The organism is Streptomyces sp. CA-135486, assembly GCF_050936555.1.
Classification (GTDB): domain Bacteria; phylum Actinomycetota; class Actinomycetes; order Streptomycetales; family Streptomycetaceae; genus Streptomyces.
Genome location: NZ_JBNJMM010000001.1, coordinates 32,275 through 49,777 on the forward strand (window position 1 = coordinate 32,275; position 17,503 = coordinate 49,777).

General features: G+C 69.8%; 17 protein-coding genes. 12 read left to right on the forward strand and 5 right to left on the reverse strand.

The features are described from left to right. Window positions 1-93: 93 nt before the first annotated feature. The gene (locus ACQEVG_RS00165; protein WP_432975113.1) at window positions 94-228 is read right to left on the reverse strand and encodes a hypothetical protein; all 135 of its coding nucleotides are present in this window, start codon (window positions 226-228) and stop codon (window positions 94-96) included. A 115-nt stretch (window positions 229-343) separates the two neighbouring features. Here ACQEVG_RS00165 and ACQEVG_RS00170 point away from each other — a divergent pair, with 115 nt between their 5' ends. The 4 genes from ACQEVG_RS00170 (at window position 344) to ACQEVG_RS00185 (ending at window position 1,582) form a co-directional block, all read left to right on the forward strand. Continuing rightward, a complete protein-coding gene (locus ACQEVG_RS00170; protein ID WP_326625350.1) occupies window positions 344-490 on the forward strand; it encodes a hypothetical protein in 147 nt (48 codons plus the stop codon). 161 nt (window positions 491-651) lie between these two features. Next, window positions 652-1,002, forward strand: coding sequence for a hypothetical protein (locus tag ACQEVG_RS00175; RefSeq protein WP_432975116.1), 351 nt, complete (start codon window positions 652-654; stop codon window positions 1,000-1,002). 5 nt (window positions 1,003-1,007) lie between these two features. Further along, entirely contained in the window at window positions 1,008-1,334 is a 327-nt protein-coding gene (locus ACQEVG_RS00180) for a DUF6233 domain-containing protein (RefSeq protein WP_432975119.1), read from the forward strand. A gap of 26 nt (window positions 1,335-1,360) precedes the next feature. After that, window positions 1,361-1,582 carry a hypothetical protein gene (locus ACQEVG_RS00185; RefSeq protein ID WP_432975122.1) on the forward strand — a complete coding sequence of 74 codons (222 nt, stop codon included), beginning with the start codon at window positions 1,361-1,363 and terminating at the stop codon, window positions 1,580-1,582. Between the two features lie 186 nt (window positions 1,583-1,768). Here ACQEVG_RS00185 and ACQEVG_RS00190 read toward each other — a convergent pair whose 3' ends face one another. From ACQEVG_RS00190 to ACQEVG_RS00200, 3 genes are all read right to left on the reverse strand, one after another. After that, entirely contained in the window at window positions 1,769-2,452 is a 684-nt protein-coding gene (locus ACQEVG_RS00190; RefSeq protein ID WP_432975125.1) for an NUDIX hydrolase, read from the reverse strand. Window positions 2,453-2,471: 19 nt separating this feature from the next. Next, window positions 2,472-4,001: a hypothetical protein gene (locus tag ACQEVG_RS00195; RefSeq protein WP_432975128.1), complete on the reverse strand. Its 1,530-nt coding sequence runs from the start codon at window positions 3,999-4,001 to the stop codon at window positions 2,472-2,474. Window positions 4,002-4,278: 277 nt separating this feature from the next. Further along, the gene (locus ACQEVG_RS00200; RefSeq protein WP_432975131.1) at window positions 4,279-5,160 is read right to left on the reverse strand and encodes a bifunctional DNA primase/polymerase; all 882 of its coding nucleotides are present in this window, start codon (window positions 5,158-5,160) and stop codon (window positions 4,279-4,281) included. Window positions 5,161-5,470: 310 nt separating this feature from the next. On the opposite strand from ACQEVG_RS00200, the gene ACQEVG_RS00205 reads away from it, so the two are divergent. The 8 genes from ACQEVG_RS00205 to ACQEVG_RS00240 all read left to right on the forward strand — a co-directional run bounded on the left by ACQEVG_RS00205 (window position 5,471) and on the right by ACQEVG_RS00240 (window position 13,537). Beyond that, entirely contained in the window at window positions 5,471-5,779 is a 309-nt protein-coding gene (locus tag ACQEVG_RS00205) for a hypothetical protein (RefSeq protein ID WP_432975134.1), read from the forward strand. Window positions 5,780-6,000: 221 nt separating this feature from the next. Beyond that, window positions 6,001-7,179: an acyl-CoA dehydrogenase family protein gene (locus tag ACQEVG_RS00210; protein WP_432975137.1), complete on the forward strand. Its 1,179-nt coding sequence runs from the start codon at window positions 6,001-6,003 to the stop codon at window positions 7,177-7,179. Then, window positions 7,176-8,135 (forward strand): bifunctional MaoC family dehydratase N-terminal/OB-fold nucleic acid binding domain-containing protein, encoded by a 960-nt coding sequence (locus ACQEVG_RS00215; protein WP_432975140.1) that lies wholly within the window; start codon window positions 7,176-7,178, stop codon window positions 8,133-8,135. Before ACQEVG_RS00210 ends, ACQEVG_RS00215 begins: the two co-directional genes overlap by 4 nt. A gap of 2 nt (window positions 8,136-8,137) precedes the next feature. Further along, window positions 8,138-9,358 (forward strand): acyl-CoA dehydrogenase family protein, encoded by a 1,221-nt coding sequence (locus ACQEVG_RS00220; RefSeq protein ID WP_432975143.1) that lies wholly within the window; start codon window positions 8,138-8,140, stop codon window positions 9,356-9,358. Continuing rightward, complete coding sequence (locus ACQEVG_RS00225; RefSeq protein ID WP_432975146.1) at window positions 9,345-9,746, forward strand: MaoC family dehydratase; 402 nt, start codon at window positions 9,345-9,347, stop codon at window positions 9,744-9,746. Before ACQEVG_RS00220 ends, ACQEVG_RS00225 begins: the two co-directional genes overlap by 14 nt. Then, a complete protein-coding gene (locus ACQEVG_RS00230; protein ID WP_432975149.1) occupies window positions 9,743-10,909 on the forward strand; it encodes a lipid-transfer protein in 1,167 nt (388 codons plus the stop codon). The genes ACQEVG_RS00225 and ACQEVG_RS00230 overlap by 4 nt, the downstream gene beginning before the upstream one ends. 229 nt (window positions 10,910-11,138) lie before the next feature. Further along, on the forward strand, window positions 11,139-11,711 hold the full coding sequence (locus ACQEVG_RS00235) for a SigE family RNA polymerase sigma factor (RefSeq protein ID WP_432975152.1): 573 nt from the start codon (window positions 11,139-11,141) through the stop codon (window positions 11,709-11,711). Between the two features lie 179 nt (window positions 11,712-11,890). Then, on the forward strand, window positions 11,891-13,537 hold the full coding sequence (locus ACQEVG_RS00240; RefSeq protein WP_432975155.1) for a long-chain fatty acid--CoA ligase: 1,647 nt from the start codon (window positions 11,891-11,893) through the stop codon (window positions 13,535-13,537). An 86-nt stretch (window positions 13,538-13,623) separates the two neighbouring features. Here the strand turns inward: ACQEVG_RS00240 and ACQEVG_RS00245 are convergent, their stop codons facing one another. Next, complete coding sequence (locus tag ACQEVG_RS00245) at window positions 13,624-17,409, reverse strand: PAS domain-containing protein (RefSeq protein ID WP_432975158.1); 3,786 nt, start codon at window positions 17,407-17,409, stop codon at window positions 13,624-13,626. Window positions 17,410-17,503 lie beyond the last annotated feature (94 nt).

Sequence of the window (17,503 nt, forward strand, 5' to 3'; positions counted from 1 at the left end):
GCGCGGTGAACAGGCAGCGCGACGGGAGCCATGTCGTATCAGACGGAACCCAGCAGGGAACTGTTGGCCAATCACGCGGTCATGGCGGACGTACTAAGGCGCCATGCGGTGCAGGCCGTTGAGCAGCCGGTCCATATGGCTGATCGCCTCGCGCACGGCCGTCGGCATCACCCGCTTGGAGCGGGTGCGGGCTGCAGCGTCGTCATTTGCGCTGTGAACGCGGCACATGGAGGACACTGATCGTATGGCCCTACCCAAAACGCATCATTGCTCGGCCTGCTCGGACGGTGCCGCGACAGGCACAGTTCTTCACGAAGACCTCGTCGTCGGAGCACCGCTGTCCATGGAGGATCTCACCGACGCGCAGCGCCTCGACCGGTTCGCCCGCAAGTACGCCCACGACGGTTGCCAGGTCAGAGAAGTCCGGCGGGTTCCGCACGACAGTTTGAGCGGCTACGCCTGGTCCGTCCGCTTCACCGAGAATTCGTGACAAGTGGATCACCGGGGCAGCTCCGGGAGACCTCGCGGCCTGCCTGAGCGTGGTGGGTGACCGCCCCATGCGTCCGCTGTCAGGCAGGGGACGTCCACCTTCGTGAAGCGCACGTGGTGCGGCGCTCGCCTTCCGAAATCGAACAGACGTACCATTCTGGTGTGGCTGAAACGTACGACTTCCCCGACGACCTCCGTGCCGCGCAGCTCGACCTGCACCGGACGCGTGCTGAGTACGCGGCGCTGTGCCGGGCCCTGCCGTGGTCGGTGACCCCGGAGCCCGGCTGGGCGAGCGAGAAGCACGTACTCGGCGACCGGGTGGTGTCCTTTCCGGACAGCCCGGGCTACACCGAGCAGCAGGTAGCAGAGGAAGAGCGGCTGCGCCGACGGTTGCTCGATCTGTCGGTCAGGGTGAGCACGCATCCGTACTGGGCGACGCTGACGGCGGATGTGGTCGATGCGCGGATGGCGCTCAAACACGTCCATGAGCAGGCCGAGGGGAAGGCGGCGTGACGGTCATGGCCGAGCGCCCACCCTCGCGACTGGAGCTCCTGCGCTTCCTGGAGCGGGTCCAGCTGCAACAGCTCCAGCAGACGAAACGCTGGCTGGAGCAGGAGGAGGACCGTGCCCTGCGTGCCGCCCACGTCCCGCCCCCACCGCCGGAGTGGAAGATCGAGATGAGCCGCGGCGGGCGACACGCCATCGCGGTCCATGCGGGGGACTGCACGCACGGCGGGGCACCGCGGGCCAAACCGATCAGCCGCGAGCAGGCACTGGCCGCCCTCGCCGCGCACGTGGAAGCCTGCACGATCTGCCGTCCCGACCGAGACCTCGGCACGCTGTGACCGGCCACCCGCCGCAGCCCGCAGGAATGAGAGGCGCGCCGATCGTCGTGCACCGGATCTCCGCAACCAGTGGCCGCCGGGTCACCGTGCGGGGCCAGAACATGGGTTTGGCCCACTCCGACCGTGACCTGCTGGAATTCCTCCGCCAAGCAGGCCTGCCCGATGCTGAGGACCTCCTGGACGACCCCGCATGGGTCGAATGGGTCGGCGGCAGGGCACGCGAGTACCAGCCGGACGGTCCTCCATGAGCCCTCCGCGATGCAGTGCGGCAGGCGCCACGACCGTCCCGCCGGTGGTGCGGCGAGGCTCTCCGCGGCCAACCGGTGGCCGACACTCCGGGCCGGCTGACAAGGGGTGTCCGGAGCTTCCGGGCACCCCTTGCCGTCCGGTGACTGGACGTACGACCTCGATGCAGCGGTGCGCAGATGGAGCCATCAGGTGGTGTGGCGGTCGTCCGCACAGGTGCCGAACAGGCCGGCCAGGCGGGCTCGAGTGATGACTGCGATGGTGAAGCCGTCGGTGATGGCTCCGCGTCCAATCATGTCCTCCGCCTCGGTGAAGGGCACGATTCTCGCGCGACGAATGCCTTCGGCGGTGTTCAGACTTCCCACGTTGTGGATGCGCGCGGCGTACAACTCGGCGCGGCCGCCGAGCAGTCCGCTGTCGGCATGCACTTCGCCGAGGGGGATCAGCACGTCGGGCCGCGTACCCAGTTCCTCCTCAAGTTCGCGTGCTGCGTCTTCTGCCCCGGATGTTTCCGCCTCCCCCATGCCACGAGGTGCCTCCAGGTGCCAGGCCCGGGTGGCATGCCGATAGTGCTCAATCAGGACCACCTCGGCTGCGGAACCGAGTAGAGGCAGGACGACCACACCAGGAGCCGCCGAGGTAGGCAGGATCCTCACGTAGAGGCCCAGGGCTCCGCCCGGGAAGCGCACCGCGTCGCGGACAATGGTGATGAACTGGTCGGCGTACACCACACCGACCGGCTCCGCGTCTCCGGATCCGGCGCTGAGTCGGGCCGCCTCGATATCGTCGGGATCGAAAAGGATCTCAATGCCGCTCGGGTCATTGCTGAACAGTTCGGGGCGAGTCCGGCGCAGGGCCTCGTAGGAATTCACAGGACGATTCGCAAGGCGCTCAGTACTCCGGAATCTCTTCGCGTTCCTGGATGGTGGTGGAACTGGTGGCCGCCGGTGCGCCGACCCGCTCCTCGTACCCGGGCAGCCTCTGGACCAAGTCATGGAACTGGCGCCACTCGGCTTCGCTGTCGAGCCGAACGGTGGCCATCTCGCGGGCGAACTTCTGCTCGCGGCGCCCTGCCCGCCGATTGCGCAAGGTGAGTTGTACGGAGCCGCCGAACGAACCAGTCGACGTCGCCCCGATGCTTCCGGCCACGGCCCAGCCCTCGTGGCCGGTCACCGCGGTGAAAACTGCCCCACCGACTGTGACAGCCACCTCGACAATCGGCACCCAACTATTCGCCTTGGCCCTTGGGTTTGGCCGTGCCGAGGCCAGGCTGACGATCTCGGAGTTGAGCTTGATGTAACGATCGAAGACGTCACCCACGCTGTGGTGGAATGATGCCGGGTCAGCCGTCAGTGATCTGAACGCCTTCATGTAGTGGTTCCAGGGGGCGCTTTGGCGTAGGAGCCAGATGTCTTCGAGGGTCAGCGTGTCGATCTCGGAAGGAGTGAGGCGGTCCTGGACGTTGGCGAAGGCTTGCTTCTGTAAGAAGAGGATGAGCTGTTCGGGGTCCTGGATGGTTTCGCTCGACGGGGTGGCGCGCACGTCCCGCCACTCTTGAAGCGCAACTCGTCGCAGGCTCCCGATCGGAGTGAGCGGGTACATCCCCAAGGCGTCGGCAAGATTGACGTTGTAGATGAGGTCCAGAAGTTGTTTGATCTCCCCGGCGAATGGCTTGTTCTTGTCGTACCTGCCGTCGGAGACGGGTGAGCCGGGGACGGATACGAACTTCTCGTACAGCAGATTGCGGGTGACCAACGCGTCGCGAATCCGCCGTTCGTTACTGAACTGGACGACCTCGCCAATCGTCTCCGCGAACTGCGGGACTTTCTCTTCCGGTACGCCGACCTGGGAGGCGAGCAGGGGGATGTCCTTGGCAGTCAACCCTTGCACCTTGGCGGAAAAAGGGTTGATGAGCGCCGAATTGGTGTCCCTCACGTTGTCCTGGTCATTCCAGGACATGCGAGCACACGTCACCCGCTCGGTAGCGGGCATGCCTTCCACGGTGTCTTGCCACGCGGTGAATGCGGCCTCGTCCACATGCACTCCTGGTGGGCGGTCGGTAGGCTCCCGCTCGCCCAGCAGAAATGGCACCAAGGCGCCTTCCGCCAGGAGTTTCTGGTGTGCCCGGCGGGCCTCACCACCCTCGACGAGGTCGCAGCTGACCGCGAGATTGTTGTAGAAGAAGACTCGGTTCGCCACCACCTGCCGCGTATTGATGAGGCTGCGGAAGTACTCGGCGCGGACCTCATTGCCGCGCAGGTCCGCCATGTCCTGCAGCGATTTCCCTTTCTTGATCATATGTTGGGTCAGCTCCGCACTTACCCACTGGTTGTCCAGCGATTGCGCGATCACCGCTCCGGGGTCCAGATCCGCCGGACGAGCCCTGACCACCCGGTCATCGCGGTCGTGCGTAACAGCCATAGTCCCTCCCCATCTCTTGATCAGCCCGGAGCGGCCCCGTTCCGCTGTCACCTTCGCCCGTAGGCACGCACGAAGCGTCTCCGAAGGAGGGAATCGAGTGGAGAAGCGGTACATCGGGCCGCTGAGGGCTGTGACGAGCCTGTTCATTCTGCCCACTGGAGGGGTTGCTGGACAGCGAGTTGGACCTTCCCGCTGTGCGGCCTCCGCCTCTGCATTGGGGTGGCTGACGGGGCTCGCACAGTTTCAACGTCCAAAGGGCATTCCCCCCGTCTCCCCGTCAGAGGCCGCGACCCCGCCCCGAGGTCAGCCGGTCCGCCGAGGCGATCGTCGCTCGGGCCTCCCGTTCGGTCAGGCCGGCGCGGACCGCGGCCTCCGTCAGGGCGTCCGCGAGTTCGTCGCCGAAGCCGTTTTCGTACGCGCGGCAGGCCGCCCAGAACAGGCGGGTGTTGCGCTGGCCCTCGTGTGCCGCGAGTACGAACTGGACCAGACCCTGGCCCTGGGGCGGGCGGGAGTGGGCGGAGTGCGCGGGGTGGTGATGGCGCGCGGGGGGTGTGATGAGGCGGAGCAGTGCGCGGGGGCAGGGCGCGGGGTTGAGGTCCGCGGTGCCCGGCGCCAGGCGGTACGCGCCATGGGCGGTGACCGAGCCGGGTCCGACGAGATAGCCGCCGGCGCCGCGGACGTCGATGCCGGGGGCGAGCCGGCTCGCGGAGTTCGGGACGACGACGTCCGGCGGGCCGGTGAGCCAGAGGTGGCGGCCGCCGCTCGGAGTGAGGACGGTGACCGTCTCCGGGATCGTGAACAGATGCCGCAGCGCCAGATCTTGGAGCGCGGCCACGGAGTCCGTCGAGGACTTGGTGTCGAGGTCGATGCCGATCAGATGGTGCGGTAGCCGTCCACAGGCGATGCCGTAGCCGGTGGCCCAGGGCGCGGCGGCGAAGAGGGCGCGCACACCGGCGGGGTCGGCGGTCGCGTCGTGGACTCCATGGCCGGGGAGACCGCACTCGCCGCGGCACAGGACCGGCTCGGGGTCGCCCCGGTGGGGGGAGCGCAGGGCCGGGAGCTTCGTGGGCGACAGCGGGATGACGGGGAGCCCGCGCTCCGCGGCGGAGAGAGCGTGGGCGAGGGCCAGGGTGGCGGTCTGCCGGTCGGTGGTGGCCATGGCTCTATTTTCGTACGAGTGTTCGAAGAAAGGAAGAGGGGAAATTCGGCCGGAAGTACGGCGTACCGCTTCATCTCTTGCCCTGGCCGGGTTTCCCGGCGTACCCCAGGTCGAAATGGGGTCTGTGGGCGTGAAGGGGTTTATCGATAGATCATCACGCTTGAGGAGGAATTGGGGGTCCTCGGGTGGTTGGCCGGGGATTCGGTGGGCAACTCTGATCCCGCGACGTCGTGACCACGATCCGAGGCGGTCGGCCAACTGCCTTGGAGCAAGCCGTTCTTCAGCAGTTCCACTACCTGGAGGAAATGACATGGCAAGCATCCGTACCGCCCGCGCCTTCGCCGTTGTCGCTGCCCTGCCCCTCGCGGCCACCCTCTTCTCGGGTGTTGCCCTGGCGGACAACGGAGCCTTCGCGGACGACGGATCGAACGCGACGGTGGCCTCGATCAGGGGCAGCGGCGTCGGCGGCGGCAACTGGGGCAATTCGACAACCACCCAGCAGGTGGCGAGCGGCGCAGGCGCGTCCAATCAGAACAACACCGCAAGCGTGAACGGTTCCGGCTTCACGGCCATCCACCAGTCCAACGCGGTGGTGAACTTCACGGATCTGTGGTGGTAACCGGCCCGATGGGGGGTTGAAGCAAGGGGTGAACGACTGCCTGCGCGACGGCACTTCGGTGTCGTCGCGCAGGCGGTTGTGCGTACGGGTGCCCGGCGCGGCAGCGACCTTGACAGCAGCCAGCTTTCTGACGGACAGTCAGAAACCTGGTTCCTGTCTCTGGTTCCTGTCCCTGTCCTTCGTGCGATCCATACGATCCGTACGCCCGGGAGGCGGCCACCGTGCACCTCGCCCCTACGGAGCGGCAGCAGCAGCTTCGCGCCGAACTCCGCTCGTACTTCCGAGGACTGATGCCGGACGGGCCGCCGCCCACCCGCGACGACGCGGGCCGGCGCACGCTTCTGCGACGGATCGGCGCGGACGGGATGCTTGGGCTCGGCTGGCCCGTCGAGTACGGCGGCCAGGGGCGCGGCCCGGACGAGCAGTTCGTGTTCTTCGACGAGGCCTACCGGGCGGGCGCGCCCGTCTCCATGGTGACCCTGAACACCGTCGGCCCGACCCTCATGAAGTACGGGACCGAGGAGCAGAAGGCCTTTTTCCTGCCGCGCATCCTGAGTGGCGAGATCGTCTTCGCGATCGGTTACAGCGAGCCCGAGGCCGGGACGGATCTCGCGTCGCTGCGTACGCGGGCCATACGCGACAGCGACTCGTGGGTCGTCGACGGGCAGAAGATCTTCACCAGCAACGGTCAGAACGCGGACTGGATCTGGCTGGCCTGCCGCACGGACCCGCAGGCGCCCAAGCACAAGGGCATCTCGATCATCCTGGTGCCCACGGACGCGGCCGGCTTCGCGTGGACGCCGATCGAGACGGTGGGCGGTCTGACCACGACGTCGACGTACTACGCCGGGATACGGGTGCCTGCCGCGAACCTCGTGGGCGAGGAGAACGGCGGCTGGGGGCTGATCACCAACCAGCTCAACCACGAGCGGGTGGCGCTGGCCGCGATCGGGATGCAGGCCGAGGACTTCTACGAGGCGGCGCTGGCACGGGCCCGTACACCCGATCCGGTGACGGGTGAGCGTCGTATTGACGAGTCGTGGGTGCAGTCCACAGCGGCCGAAGTGCATGCCCGGATCGCGGCAACGCGCCTGCTCAACTGGCGTTTGGTGGGGGATGTGGGGGCGGGCGGGCCGGCCCCCGGCGACGCGAGCGGCGTGAAATTCGCGGGAACCGAATCCGCGGTCGAGGTGTATCGAATGTGCCAGGAAATCACGGGGGAGGCGGCGCTGATCCGGGCCGGGTCGCCCGGCTCGCTCGACATCGGAGCTCTTGGGGACGGGGAGCTCGAGCGGATGAACAGAGCGGCGCAGATCAACACCTTCGGGGGCGGGGTGAGCGAGGTGCAGCGGGAGATCGTCGCGACGATGCGGCTCGGCATGAGGAGGGGGAAGAGGTGAGCGAGGACCTCCATGCACGGCTGAAGGCGTACGAGGGGCGGGCAGCCACGACCGCCGGAGCGGGGAAGGACCTGGTCAACGAGCCAATGATCAGGCACTGGTGCGAGGCAATGGGAGACACCAACCCCGCCTACACCGGGCCGGACGCCATAGCGCCACCGACGATGCTGCAGGCGTGGACCATGGGCGGCCTCTCGGGACACACGGGCCGGTCGGCGGCACAGGACGAGCTGTTCGGGCTGCTCGACGGTGCGGGATTCACCTCGGTGGTCGCGACCGACTGCGAGCAGGAGTACCTGCGGCCGTTGCGGCCGGGGGACCGGATCACCTTCGACGCGGTGATCGAGTCGGTGTCGGAGCGCAAGACGACGAAGCTGGGGACGGGGTACTTCGTCACGACGCGTATGGATGTCCGGGCGGATGGCGAGCGGGCGGGCACGCACCGCTTCCGGATCCTGAAGTACGCCCCGGCCGCCCGGCAGAAGTACGCCCCGACCGGCCGCGCGCAGCTTGAGCCTCAGGCCGCGAAGCCCGAGCCGCACTCCAAGGGCAGGAGACCGCGGCCCGTGATCAACAGAGACAACGCCGGATTCTGGGAGGGGGTCGCCGGGCACCGGCTGCTGATCCAGCGGTGCGAGGGGTGCGGGGCACTGCGCTTCCCTTGGCTGCCGGGGTGCAATGCATGCGGATCGGCCGAGTGGGACACGGTCGAGGCAGGTGGCCAGGGGACCGTCTACTCGTACGTGGTGATGCACCACCCGCCTTTCCCCGCCTTCGATCCCCCGTACGCCGTGGGGTTGATCGAACTCGCGGAGGGCGTGCGGATGGTCGGCGATGTGGTCGGCGTGCCCTACGACAAGGTGCGGATCGGGATGCCCGTCCAGCTCGAATTCCTGCGCGTCGATGAAGAGTTGGAGCTGCCGGTGTTCAGGGGGCTGCCAGGGGGTGCGGGCTGACCATGGACTTCACACCCACCAAGGAGCAGACGGCGGCGCAGGAGCTCGCGGCGCGGATCTTCGGCGATCTCTCCACACACGATCGGCTGACCGCCGCCGGCACAGGTACGGACGCCGAGCTGTGGAAGGCGCTGTGCGCGGCGGGCCTCCCCGGGGCCGTCGAGGACATAGGGCTGCTGGGACTGGTGCTGATTCTGGAGGAGCAGGGACGGACCACCGCGCAGGTGCCCTTCGCGGCGACGTGTGTCTACGGACTGCTGGCGGTCGCAGCCCACGGCACGGACGAGCAGCGGGCGCGGCTGCTGCCCGGCCTGCGCGACGGCACGTCAGTGGCGACCGGTGCGTTTCCCGAGCGCGGTGCCATACGAGCGGCGGCGGGCGGAGGGGTACCGGCCACACCGGGCGGCCTACGGACCACGGACCAGGGGGGCGCACGGACCACGGCCCGCGGGGGCGTGCGGACCATGGCACCAGGGCAGTTGACCGGCTCGTCGCCGTTGGTGCCCTGGTTGCGGGACGCCACGCATGTGCTGCTTCCCGACGCCGACGGGGCGCTCTGGCTCGTACGGACCGCCGATGCGGAGGTGACGGAAGTGGAGACCACCGCGCCCTGGGCGGCTGGACGGCTCGTCCTCTCCGGGACCCCGGGCGAACGCCTCGGCGGGCCCGACGCATACGAGTCGGTGCTGGCCCTGGCCCGTACCGCCTTCGCGGGGCTCCAGGCGGGGGTGTGCGCGGGCTCGTTGGCCCGGGCGGTCGCGTACACCTCGACGCGCGAGCAGTTCGGGCGGCCGCTCTCCACGAACCAGGGCGTGCTGCTGCGTGCGGCCGACGCGTACATGGACACCGAGTCGATCCGGGTCACGGCGTACGAAGCCGCCTGGCGACAGGACGAAGGCATGGACGCGGCCGCCGAGGCGCTGACCGCGGCCTGGTGGGCCTCCGAAGCGGGCAAGCGCGTCGTCCACGCCGGCCAGCATCTGCACGGTGGGACCGGTGCTGACCTGGACCACCCGGTCCACCGGCACTTCCTCTGGGGACGCCAGCTGGACTCCTACCTCGGCTGCGGCCCGGAACTCCTCGCCGAACTCGGCCAGTTGCTCGCCATGGAGCCGGCATCCGCCTTGGAGCCCACGCCCGTCATGGCGACCGCACCCGCCATGGGGACCGCACCCACCATGGCGACCGCACCCGCAAAGGAGCCCTCTCGTGAAGGCCGGTGACGAACTCCCGCCGCTGACCATCCCCATCACCCGCACCCTGATCGTCGCCGGTGCCGTGGCCTCCCGCGACTACCAGGACGTGCACCACGACGCCGAGCTCGCGAAGGAGAAGGGATCACCGGACATCTTCATGAACATCCTCACGACGAACGGCCTGGTCGGGCGGTACATCACCGACCACTTCGGGCCGAAGGCCCGGCTGCGGTCCGTGAAGATACGGCTGGGTGCGCCCAACTACCCGGGGGACACCATGACGTTGACCGGTACGGTCGCGGCGGTCCACGGGGACACGGCGGAGGTCCGCGTGGTCGGCTCCAACGGCATCGGGAACCACGTCACCGGCACGGTGACGGTGAGCCTGTCGAAGAGCCCGGAGGACGCCACATGAGCATCCGCAGCCGGGACTCGCTCGGCGGCCGGGCGGCAGTCGTCGGCATCGGGGCGACCGAGTTCTCCAAGGACTCCGGGCGCAGCGAGCTGAAACTGGCCGTCGAGGCGGTGCATGCCGCCCTCGACGACGCCGGCCTCTCCCCCGCCGACGTCGACGGCATGGTCACCTTCACGATGGACACCAGCCCCGAGATCACCGTCGCCCAGGCGGCCGGCATCGGTGAACTGTCCTTCTTCTCCCGCATCCACTACGGAGGCGGCGCGGCCTGCGCCACCGTGCAGCAGGCGGCCCTCGCCGTCGCCGCCAATGTTGCCGAAGTCGTTGTCTGCTACCGGGCGTTCAACGAACGCTCCGGGCGACGCTTCGGGTCGGGGGTGCAGCATCGCGAGCCCTCCGCCGAGGGCACTGCACTCGGCTGGAACCTGCCGTCCGGGCTGCTCACTCCCGCCTCCTGGGTCGCCATGGCGGCGCAGCGCTATCTGCACACGTACGGGCTGACGCCCCAGGCGTTCGGCCATGTCGCCGTCACGGATCGCCGTCACGCGGCGAACAACCCCGCCGCGTACTTCTCCGGGAAGCCCATCACCCTCGCCGACCATGCCGCGTCGCGCTGGATCGTCGAGCCGCTGCGTCTCCTCGACTGCTGCCAGGAGACCGACGGCGGCCAGGCGATCGTCGTGACCAGCGTGGAGCGTGCCCGCGATCTGCGCAGGCCGCCCGCAGTGATCGTCGCGGCAGCGCAGGGAGCGGGCCGGGCGCAGGAGCAGATGACCAGCTTCTACCGCGACGACCTCACCGGCCTGCCCGAGATGGGCGTGGTCGCCCGGCAGCTCTGGGAGACCTCCGGGCTCACCCCGTCCCACATGGACGTCGGCATCATCTACGACCACTTCACCCCATTTGTTCTGATGCAGTTGGAGGAGTTCGGGTTCTGCGAGCCGGGGGAGGCCGCGGAGTTCGTGGCCGCGGACGTGCTGCCACTCAACACCCATGGCGGTCAGCTGGGGGAGGCGTATCTGCACGGTATGAACGGCATGGCAGAGGCGGTCAGACAGCTGCGCGGCACCTCGGTGAACCAGATACCGGGCGCGGCGAGGGCATTGGTCACGGCGGGCACGGGCGTTCCCACATCCGGACTGATCCTGGGCACGGACGACTGAGTGAAAAGTGGCTCCGAGGACTGAGCGGAGGAGTGAGTGGAGAACCGGGCCGAGGATCGGGCTGCGGACCGGGCGCAGGGCTGCCGACCGTTCTGGCCCGCATCCCTCCCTGAGGGTCTCCTCCACCTGAAGGAGGTGGGGCCGGCACCAGCAGTACAACCTGAGGCGGACACTGCTTCGGGACTTGGGGCCGATCCGCGACAGTAGTACCCGCTCCTAGCGTGGACCCATGACCACGCCAGTCTGCACAAGCGCTTCGAAGGCCGCCTCGCCGCTTCCTTCGTACGCGCCGACCGTGCGCCATGCCGCCTACTCGTCGTTCTCGTCGTACGTACGGGCGCGGGGGCCCGTGCTGCTGCGAACCGCCCGCTCGCTCACGGCGAACCCGAGCGATGCCGAGGACCTGCTGCAGACCGCGCTCGCGAAGACCTACGTCGCGTGGGAGCGGATCGAGGACCACCGGGCGCTCGACGGCTATGTCAGGCGAGCCCTGCTGAACACCCGTACCTCGCAGTGGCGCAAGCGCAAGGTCGACGAGTTCGCCTGCGAAGAGCTGCCCGAGCCGGAGACCGTGCCCGAGCCCGACCTCGCCGAGCAGCAGGTGCTGCACGACGCGATGTGGCGCGCCGTGATGAAGCTGCCGGACCGGCAGCGGGCGATGGTCGTGCTGCGTTACTACGAGGACCTCAGCGAGGCCCAGACCGCCGAGGTGCTCGGCGTCTCCGTCGGCACGGTCAAGAGCGCGGTGTCCCGGGCGCTCGGCAAGCTGCGCGAGGACCCGGAGCTGTCGCCCGTGCACTGAAGGCCGCCCGTGCCTCGTCCCGTGCGCTGAAGGCTGCCCGTGCCTCCCGTGTGCCGAAGGTCCTACGACGTCCCTCGCCGAATCCCACTACCCGGGGGTAGTGACATACCGCGCGGTATGTGAGCAGAATCGTCACACCTTTACTGCCACGTAGCGCTAGCGCCCACCGGGAGGACGCCGTGCTGAGCACCATGCAGGACGTACCGCTGACTGTGACCCGCATCCTTCACCACGGGATGACGATCCACGGAAAGTCGCAGATCACCACCTGGACGGGGGAGGCCGAGCCGCAGCGCCGCAGTTTCGCGGAGGTCGGCGAGCGCGCCACCCGGCTGGCCAACGCCCTGCGCGACGAGCTCGGGATCGACGGCGACCAGCGCGTCGCCACGCTTATGTGGAACAACGCCGAGCATGTCGAGGCGTACTTCGCGATCCCCGCCATGGGCGCCGTACTGCACACCCTCAACCTCCGCCTGCCCGCGGAGCAGCTGGTGTGGATCGTCAATCACGCCGCCGACCGCGCCGTCATCGTCAACGGCTCACTGCTTCCACTGCTCGCACCGCTCCTGCCGCAGCTGCCGACGATCGAGCACATCGTCGTCTCCGGCCCCGGCGACCGCGGCCTGCTCGCCGACGCCCGGGCGCAGGTGCATGAGTACGAGGAGCTGATCGCCGGCCGCCCGACCACGTTCGACTGGCCGGAGCTGGACGAGCGCACCGCGGCCGCCATGTGTTACACCTCCGGCACCACCGGCGACCCCAAGGGCGTCGTGTACTCCCACCGCTCCATCTATCTGCACTCCATGCAGGTCAACATGACCGAGTCGATGGGCCTCACGGAGCGGGACACCACGCTCGTCGTGGTCCCGCAGTTCCACGTGAACGCCTGGGGCCTGCCGCACGCCACGTTCATGTCCGGCATCAACATGCTGATGCCCGACCGCTTCCTGCAGCCCGCGCCGCTCGCCGAGATGATCGAGCGCGAGAAGCCCTCGCACGCCGCCGCCGTCCCCACCATCTGGCAGGGCCTGCTCGCCGAAGTCACCGCGAACCCTCGCGACCTGAGCTCCATGACGCAGGTCACCATCGGCGGCGCGGCCTGCCCGCCCGCGCTGATGGAGGCGTACGACAAGCTGGGCGTGCGGCTGTGCCACGCCTGGGGCATGACGGAGACCTCCCCGCTCGGCACGATGGCCCACCCGCCGGCCGGACTGAGCGCGGAGGAGGAGTGGCCCTACCGCGTCACCCAGGGCCGTTTCCCGGCGGGCGTCGAGGGAAGGCTGGTCGGCCCCGGCGGCGAGATCCTGCCGTGGGACGGCGCGTCGGCGGGCGAGCTGGAGGTGCGCGGCACCTGGATCGCGGGCGCGTACTACGGCGGCGCGGGCGGCGACAACTTCAAGCCCGAGGACAAGTTCAGCGAGGACGGCTGGCTGAAGACCGGCGACGTCGGCGTGATCAGCGCCGACGGCTTTCTGACGCTGACCGACCGGGCCAAGGACGTCATCAAGTCCGGCGGCGAATGGATCTCCAGCGTTGATCTGGAGAACGCGCTGATGGCGCACCCCGAGGTCGCCGAGGCCGCGGTGGTAGCAGTCCCGGACGACAAGTGGGGCGAGCGCCCGCTGGCGACGGTGGTTCTCACGGAGGGGTCGACCGCGAACTACGAGTCGCTGAGAGACTTCCTCGCCGAGCGGGTCGCGAAGTGGCAGCTGCCCGAGCGGTGGGCGCTGATCCCTGCGGTGCCGAAGACGAGTGTGGGCAAGTTCGACAAGAAGGTGATCCGCAAGCAGTACGCGGCCGGTGAGCTGGACGTCACTCAGCTCTAGTGCGGAGGGCAAAGGGGCGGCCGTGACAACGGCCGCCCCTTTCATGCTCATTCACGTCAGTTTAATTCGCATCAGTTCAATTCACATCAATTCGTGCCGATCTTCGCGAGCAGATCGACGATGCGGGCCTGGACCTCGTTGCTGGTGGAGCGTTCCGCGAGGAAGAGCACCGTCTCCCCCGACGAGAGGCGCGGCAGCTCCGACCGGTCGAGGCCCGCCGAGGTGTAGACGACCAGCGGGGTCCGGTTCAGCTGGCCGTTCGCACGCAGCCAGTCGATGATCCCGGCGCGTCGGCGGCGTACCTGCATCAGGTCCATCACCACCAGGTTCGGCCGCATCTGGGTGGCGAGCGTGACCGCGTCCGTGTCCGCGCCGGCCCGTGCGACCTGCATGCCGCGGCGTTCCAGCGTGGCCGTCAGCGCGAGCGCGATCTCCTCGTGCTCCTCGATCAACAGCACGCGTGACGGATGCTGTTCGCTGTCGCGCGGCGCTAGCGCCTTGAGCAGTACGGCCGGATCGGCGCCGTAGGCGGCCTCCCGTGTCGCCTGCCCCAGACCGGCCGTCACCAGCACCGGGACCTCAGCGGCCACCGCGGCCTGGCGCAGCGACTGCAGCGCGGTCCGGGTGATCGGGCCGGTCAGCGGGTCGACGAAGAGCGCCGCCGGGAAGGCAGCGATCTGCGCGTCGACCTCCTCGCGCGAGTGCACGACCACAGGGCGGTAGCCACGGTCGCTCAGCGCCTGCTGGGTCGAGACGTCGGGCGCGGGCCAGACAAGGAGACGGCGTGGGTTGTCCAGCGGCTCCGGAGGCAGTTCGTCGTCGACGGGCTGCGGCTGCGGCCGGTTGGCCACCTCGACGGCGCCCCCCGGTCCGTCCAGCGGCTCGGGGCCTTCCGCGCCCTCGTCGGGGGCTCCTATCGCGTATGCCCGGCCCTCGGTCCGTTCGGCGGGCAGCCGCGGACCGGTCTGCGCCGGGGCCTGCGGGTGCGGACGGGCGCCGGGTTCGGTCTTCGGCTCGGGCCGCTCGCCCTCAGGAGGCGTGGCCAGCTTGCGGCGGCGGCCGGAGCCGAGCGTCTGGTTCTGCTTCTCGGCGATCTGCTGCGAGAACGGCACACCCTGCCCGAGTGTGCGCACGCTGAACGCCCGCCCCTGCGTGGAGTCGGCCGGCACCGGCGCCTCCGCGGGCAGCGGCTGCGCGGCCCGGGGCGCGGCGGGCCCGGCGGCGGGCAGCGGCTGCGGCAGGGCCGTCGAGCCGGTGCCCTGGGAGGTCACGCCCTGAGCCGGAGCGGCCTGGTCGGCGGTCGCCGTGTGCTGACCGGTCGAGTCGTCGGCGGCGAGTGCGGCGAGCCCGGTGCCCACGCTGCCGTTCTCCCCCCAGCCCGTCTGCACGCCAGGCTGCTCGCCGGTCTGAACCTCCGGCTGCGCGTCCACCGGCGCGTCGTGCTGTACGCCTGCCGACGCGTCCGGCGTCGTCCCGGTCGGCGGCGGCTGCGTCTCCTTGCGGGCCCGTCGGCGGCCCGTCGGCACCGGATGCGGCTGCGGCGGCGTGTGGTGCTGCGTGCCCTGCTCGGTGCGTACGGCATCGTGCTGACCCGGCAGCGAGGCATCGGCCTCACCGGCAGTCGGCGGGATCCGGTCGGCCTCGGCCGGCGGAAGCGCGAACGCCGTGCGCGCGCCCTCCACCTCGGCCGGCGCGGTCGCCAGCGCTCGCCTGGCCCGCCGCCCGGCCGGCGGCACCGGCGCAGCGACCGGAGCACTGAGCGCGGGAGGAGCGGCAGCCAGCTCCGGCCGCCCGCCCTCGGCGCCGCGCCGTGCGCGCCGCCCCGTCGCGTCCACCGGCACACCCTGCGGAGGCACCGCCTCGCCGAGCGCCGCGCGCCCGTTCGCCGCGGCCGCGCCCTCGGCGGCCGTCACCACCGCGCCCTCGGCGGGTCGGCCCGCTCCCGCGGCGACCACGACGGCTTCGTCGGCAGGGCTGGGCCGCCCGCGCCGCCGTCCGGTCCCGCCGCCCTTGCCCTCACTCGGGTCCTGGGCGGGGACCAGTTCCTGCCGAGGCTCCTCGGTCTGGGCCCGGCGGCGCCCGGTCGGCGGGGTGGCCACCGGGTCCTCCATGGCCACCGGGCTCTCCAGGAAGGCATCCGTGGAGGCCCGCCGCGCGCGCCGCCGCCCGCCGCCGGACGTTCCGGGGGAGCCGCCCGTCTGCTGCTCCGGCAGGGCGAGGGCACTGCCGGCGGCCGGTTCCGGAGGAGTCACCGTTCCCGAGCCGTCGCCGAGCGGCAGCTCCAGGACGTACGCGCTGCCGCTCATCCCCGGCACCTCGTGCGTCTGCAGCACTCCGCCGTGGGCCCGTACGATTCCGCGCACGATCGGCTCGTGCACCGGGTCTCCCCCGGCGAACGGCCCGCGTACCTCGATCCGTACGACATCACCGCGCTGCGCCGCCGCGACCACGACCGTCGAGTCCACATATCCGCCGCCCGGCACCACCCGGGCCTTGCCGGTGGAGTCGACCCCGGCCACGTCCGCGACCAGATGCGCGAGTGCCGTCGCCAGACGTCCCGCGTCCACCTCGGCCTCTATCGGCGGCGCGTGCACCGCGAACTGCGCCCGCCCGGGGCCGATCAGCTCGATCGCACCCTCGACGCCCGCCGCAACGACGGCGTCGAGCAGCACGTTGGCCTTGTGAAGGGCTTCCGCGCCCGTGTCGAGCCGCTGATAGCCCAGGACATTGTCGACAAGTGTCGTCATCCGGGCATATCCGGCGGCCAGATGGTGCAGGATCTGGTTGGCCTCGGGCCACAGCTGTCCGGCCGGATCAGCGGCCAGCGTGCCCAGTTCGGCGCGGAGTTCCTCCAGCGGCCCGCGCAGCGACTCGCCCAGGACGGCGGTCAGCTGGGCATGCCGGGCGGCCAGCTCCTCGTACCGGTCCGTCCGCTCCTCGATCTCGGCCGCGTACCGCTCCGACTTGTCCGCGAACTCGGCCGTCAGCCGCTCGGTCGTCTCCTCGACCTCGGCCGTCAGCCGCTTCGTCATCTCCGCGAGCTCCGCGGCGTGCTGCTCGGCCAGTTCCTCGTACGGACGCCGGTCGGTGAAGGTCATCACCGCGCCGACGAGCTGTTCCCCGTCCCGTACCGGCGCGGTCGTCAGATCGACCGCCACTTTCGAACCGTTCTTGGACCACAGCACCTGACCGCGCACCCGGTGCTTGCGGCCGGACTTGAGCGTGTCCGCGAGTGGCGACCCCTCGTACGGGAAGGGCTCACCGTCCGCCCGCGAGTGCAGGATCAGCGGGTGCAGCTCCTGGCCGCCGAGGTCGCTCGCCCGGAAGCCGAGGATCTGCGCGGCGGCCGGATTGACCAGCACGACCCGCCCGTCGGTGTCCGTGCCGACCACGCCCTCGGACGCCGCCCGCAGGATCATCTCGGTCTGCCGCTGCGAACGCGCCAGCTCCGCTTCCGTGTCCACGGTGCCCGACAGATCACGTACGACGAGCATCAGCAGCTCGTCGCCGGTGTAGCCGCTGTACGAGTCGTACGCCTCGCGCCCGTCCTCCAGGCTCGCGCTCGTGACCTCGACCGGGAACTCACTGCCGTCCGTGCGCCGCGCGATCATCCGTGCGGGCTTGGTGCGCCCGCGCTCGTCGGCCGCCTCGGGGCGTCGCATGGAGCCGGGAATCAGCCGGGAGTCGAAGGACGGAAGCAGATCGAGCAAGCCGCGTCCGACGAGCGCGGTGCCGGGCGTCTCGAAGAGTTCGAGGGCGATGGTGTTGGCGTTGACGACCGTGCCGTTGCAGTTGACGAGCACAAGCCCGTCCGGGAGGGCGTCGAGTATGGCTGCGAGGCGAGCAGCGCCTCGGGATGGCCTGCTGCTCACGACGACGGTTCCTCCCTGACCTACTGCATATTGCGGACGGCCGGTCCCATCTTGCCTCTCGGGCCCCAGCCTGTCACTGGAGGGAGTCTAAAGG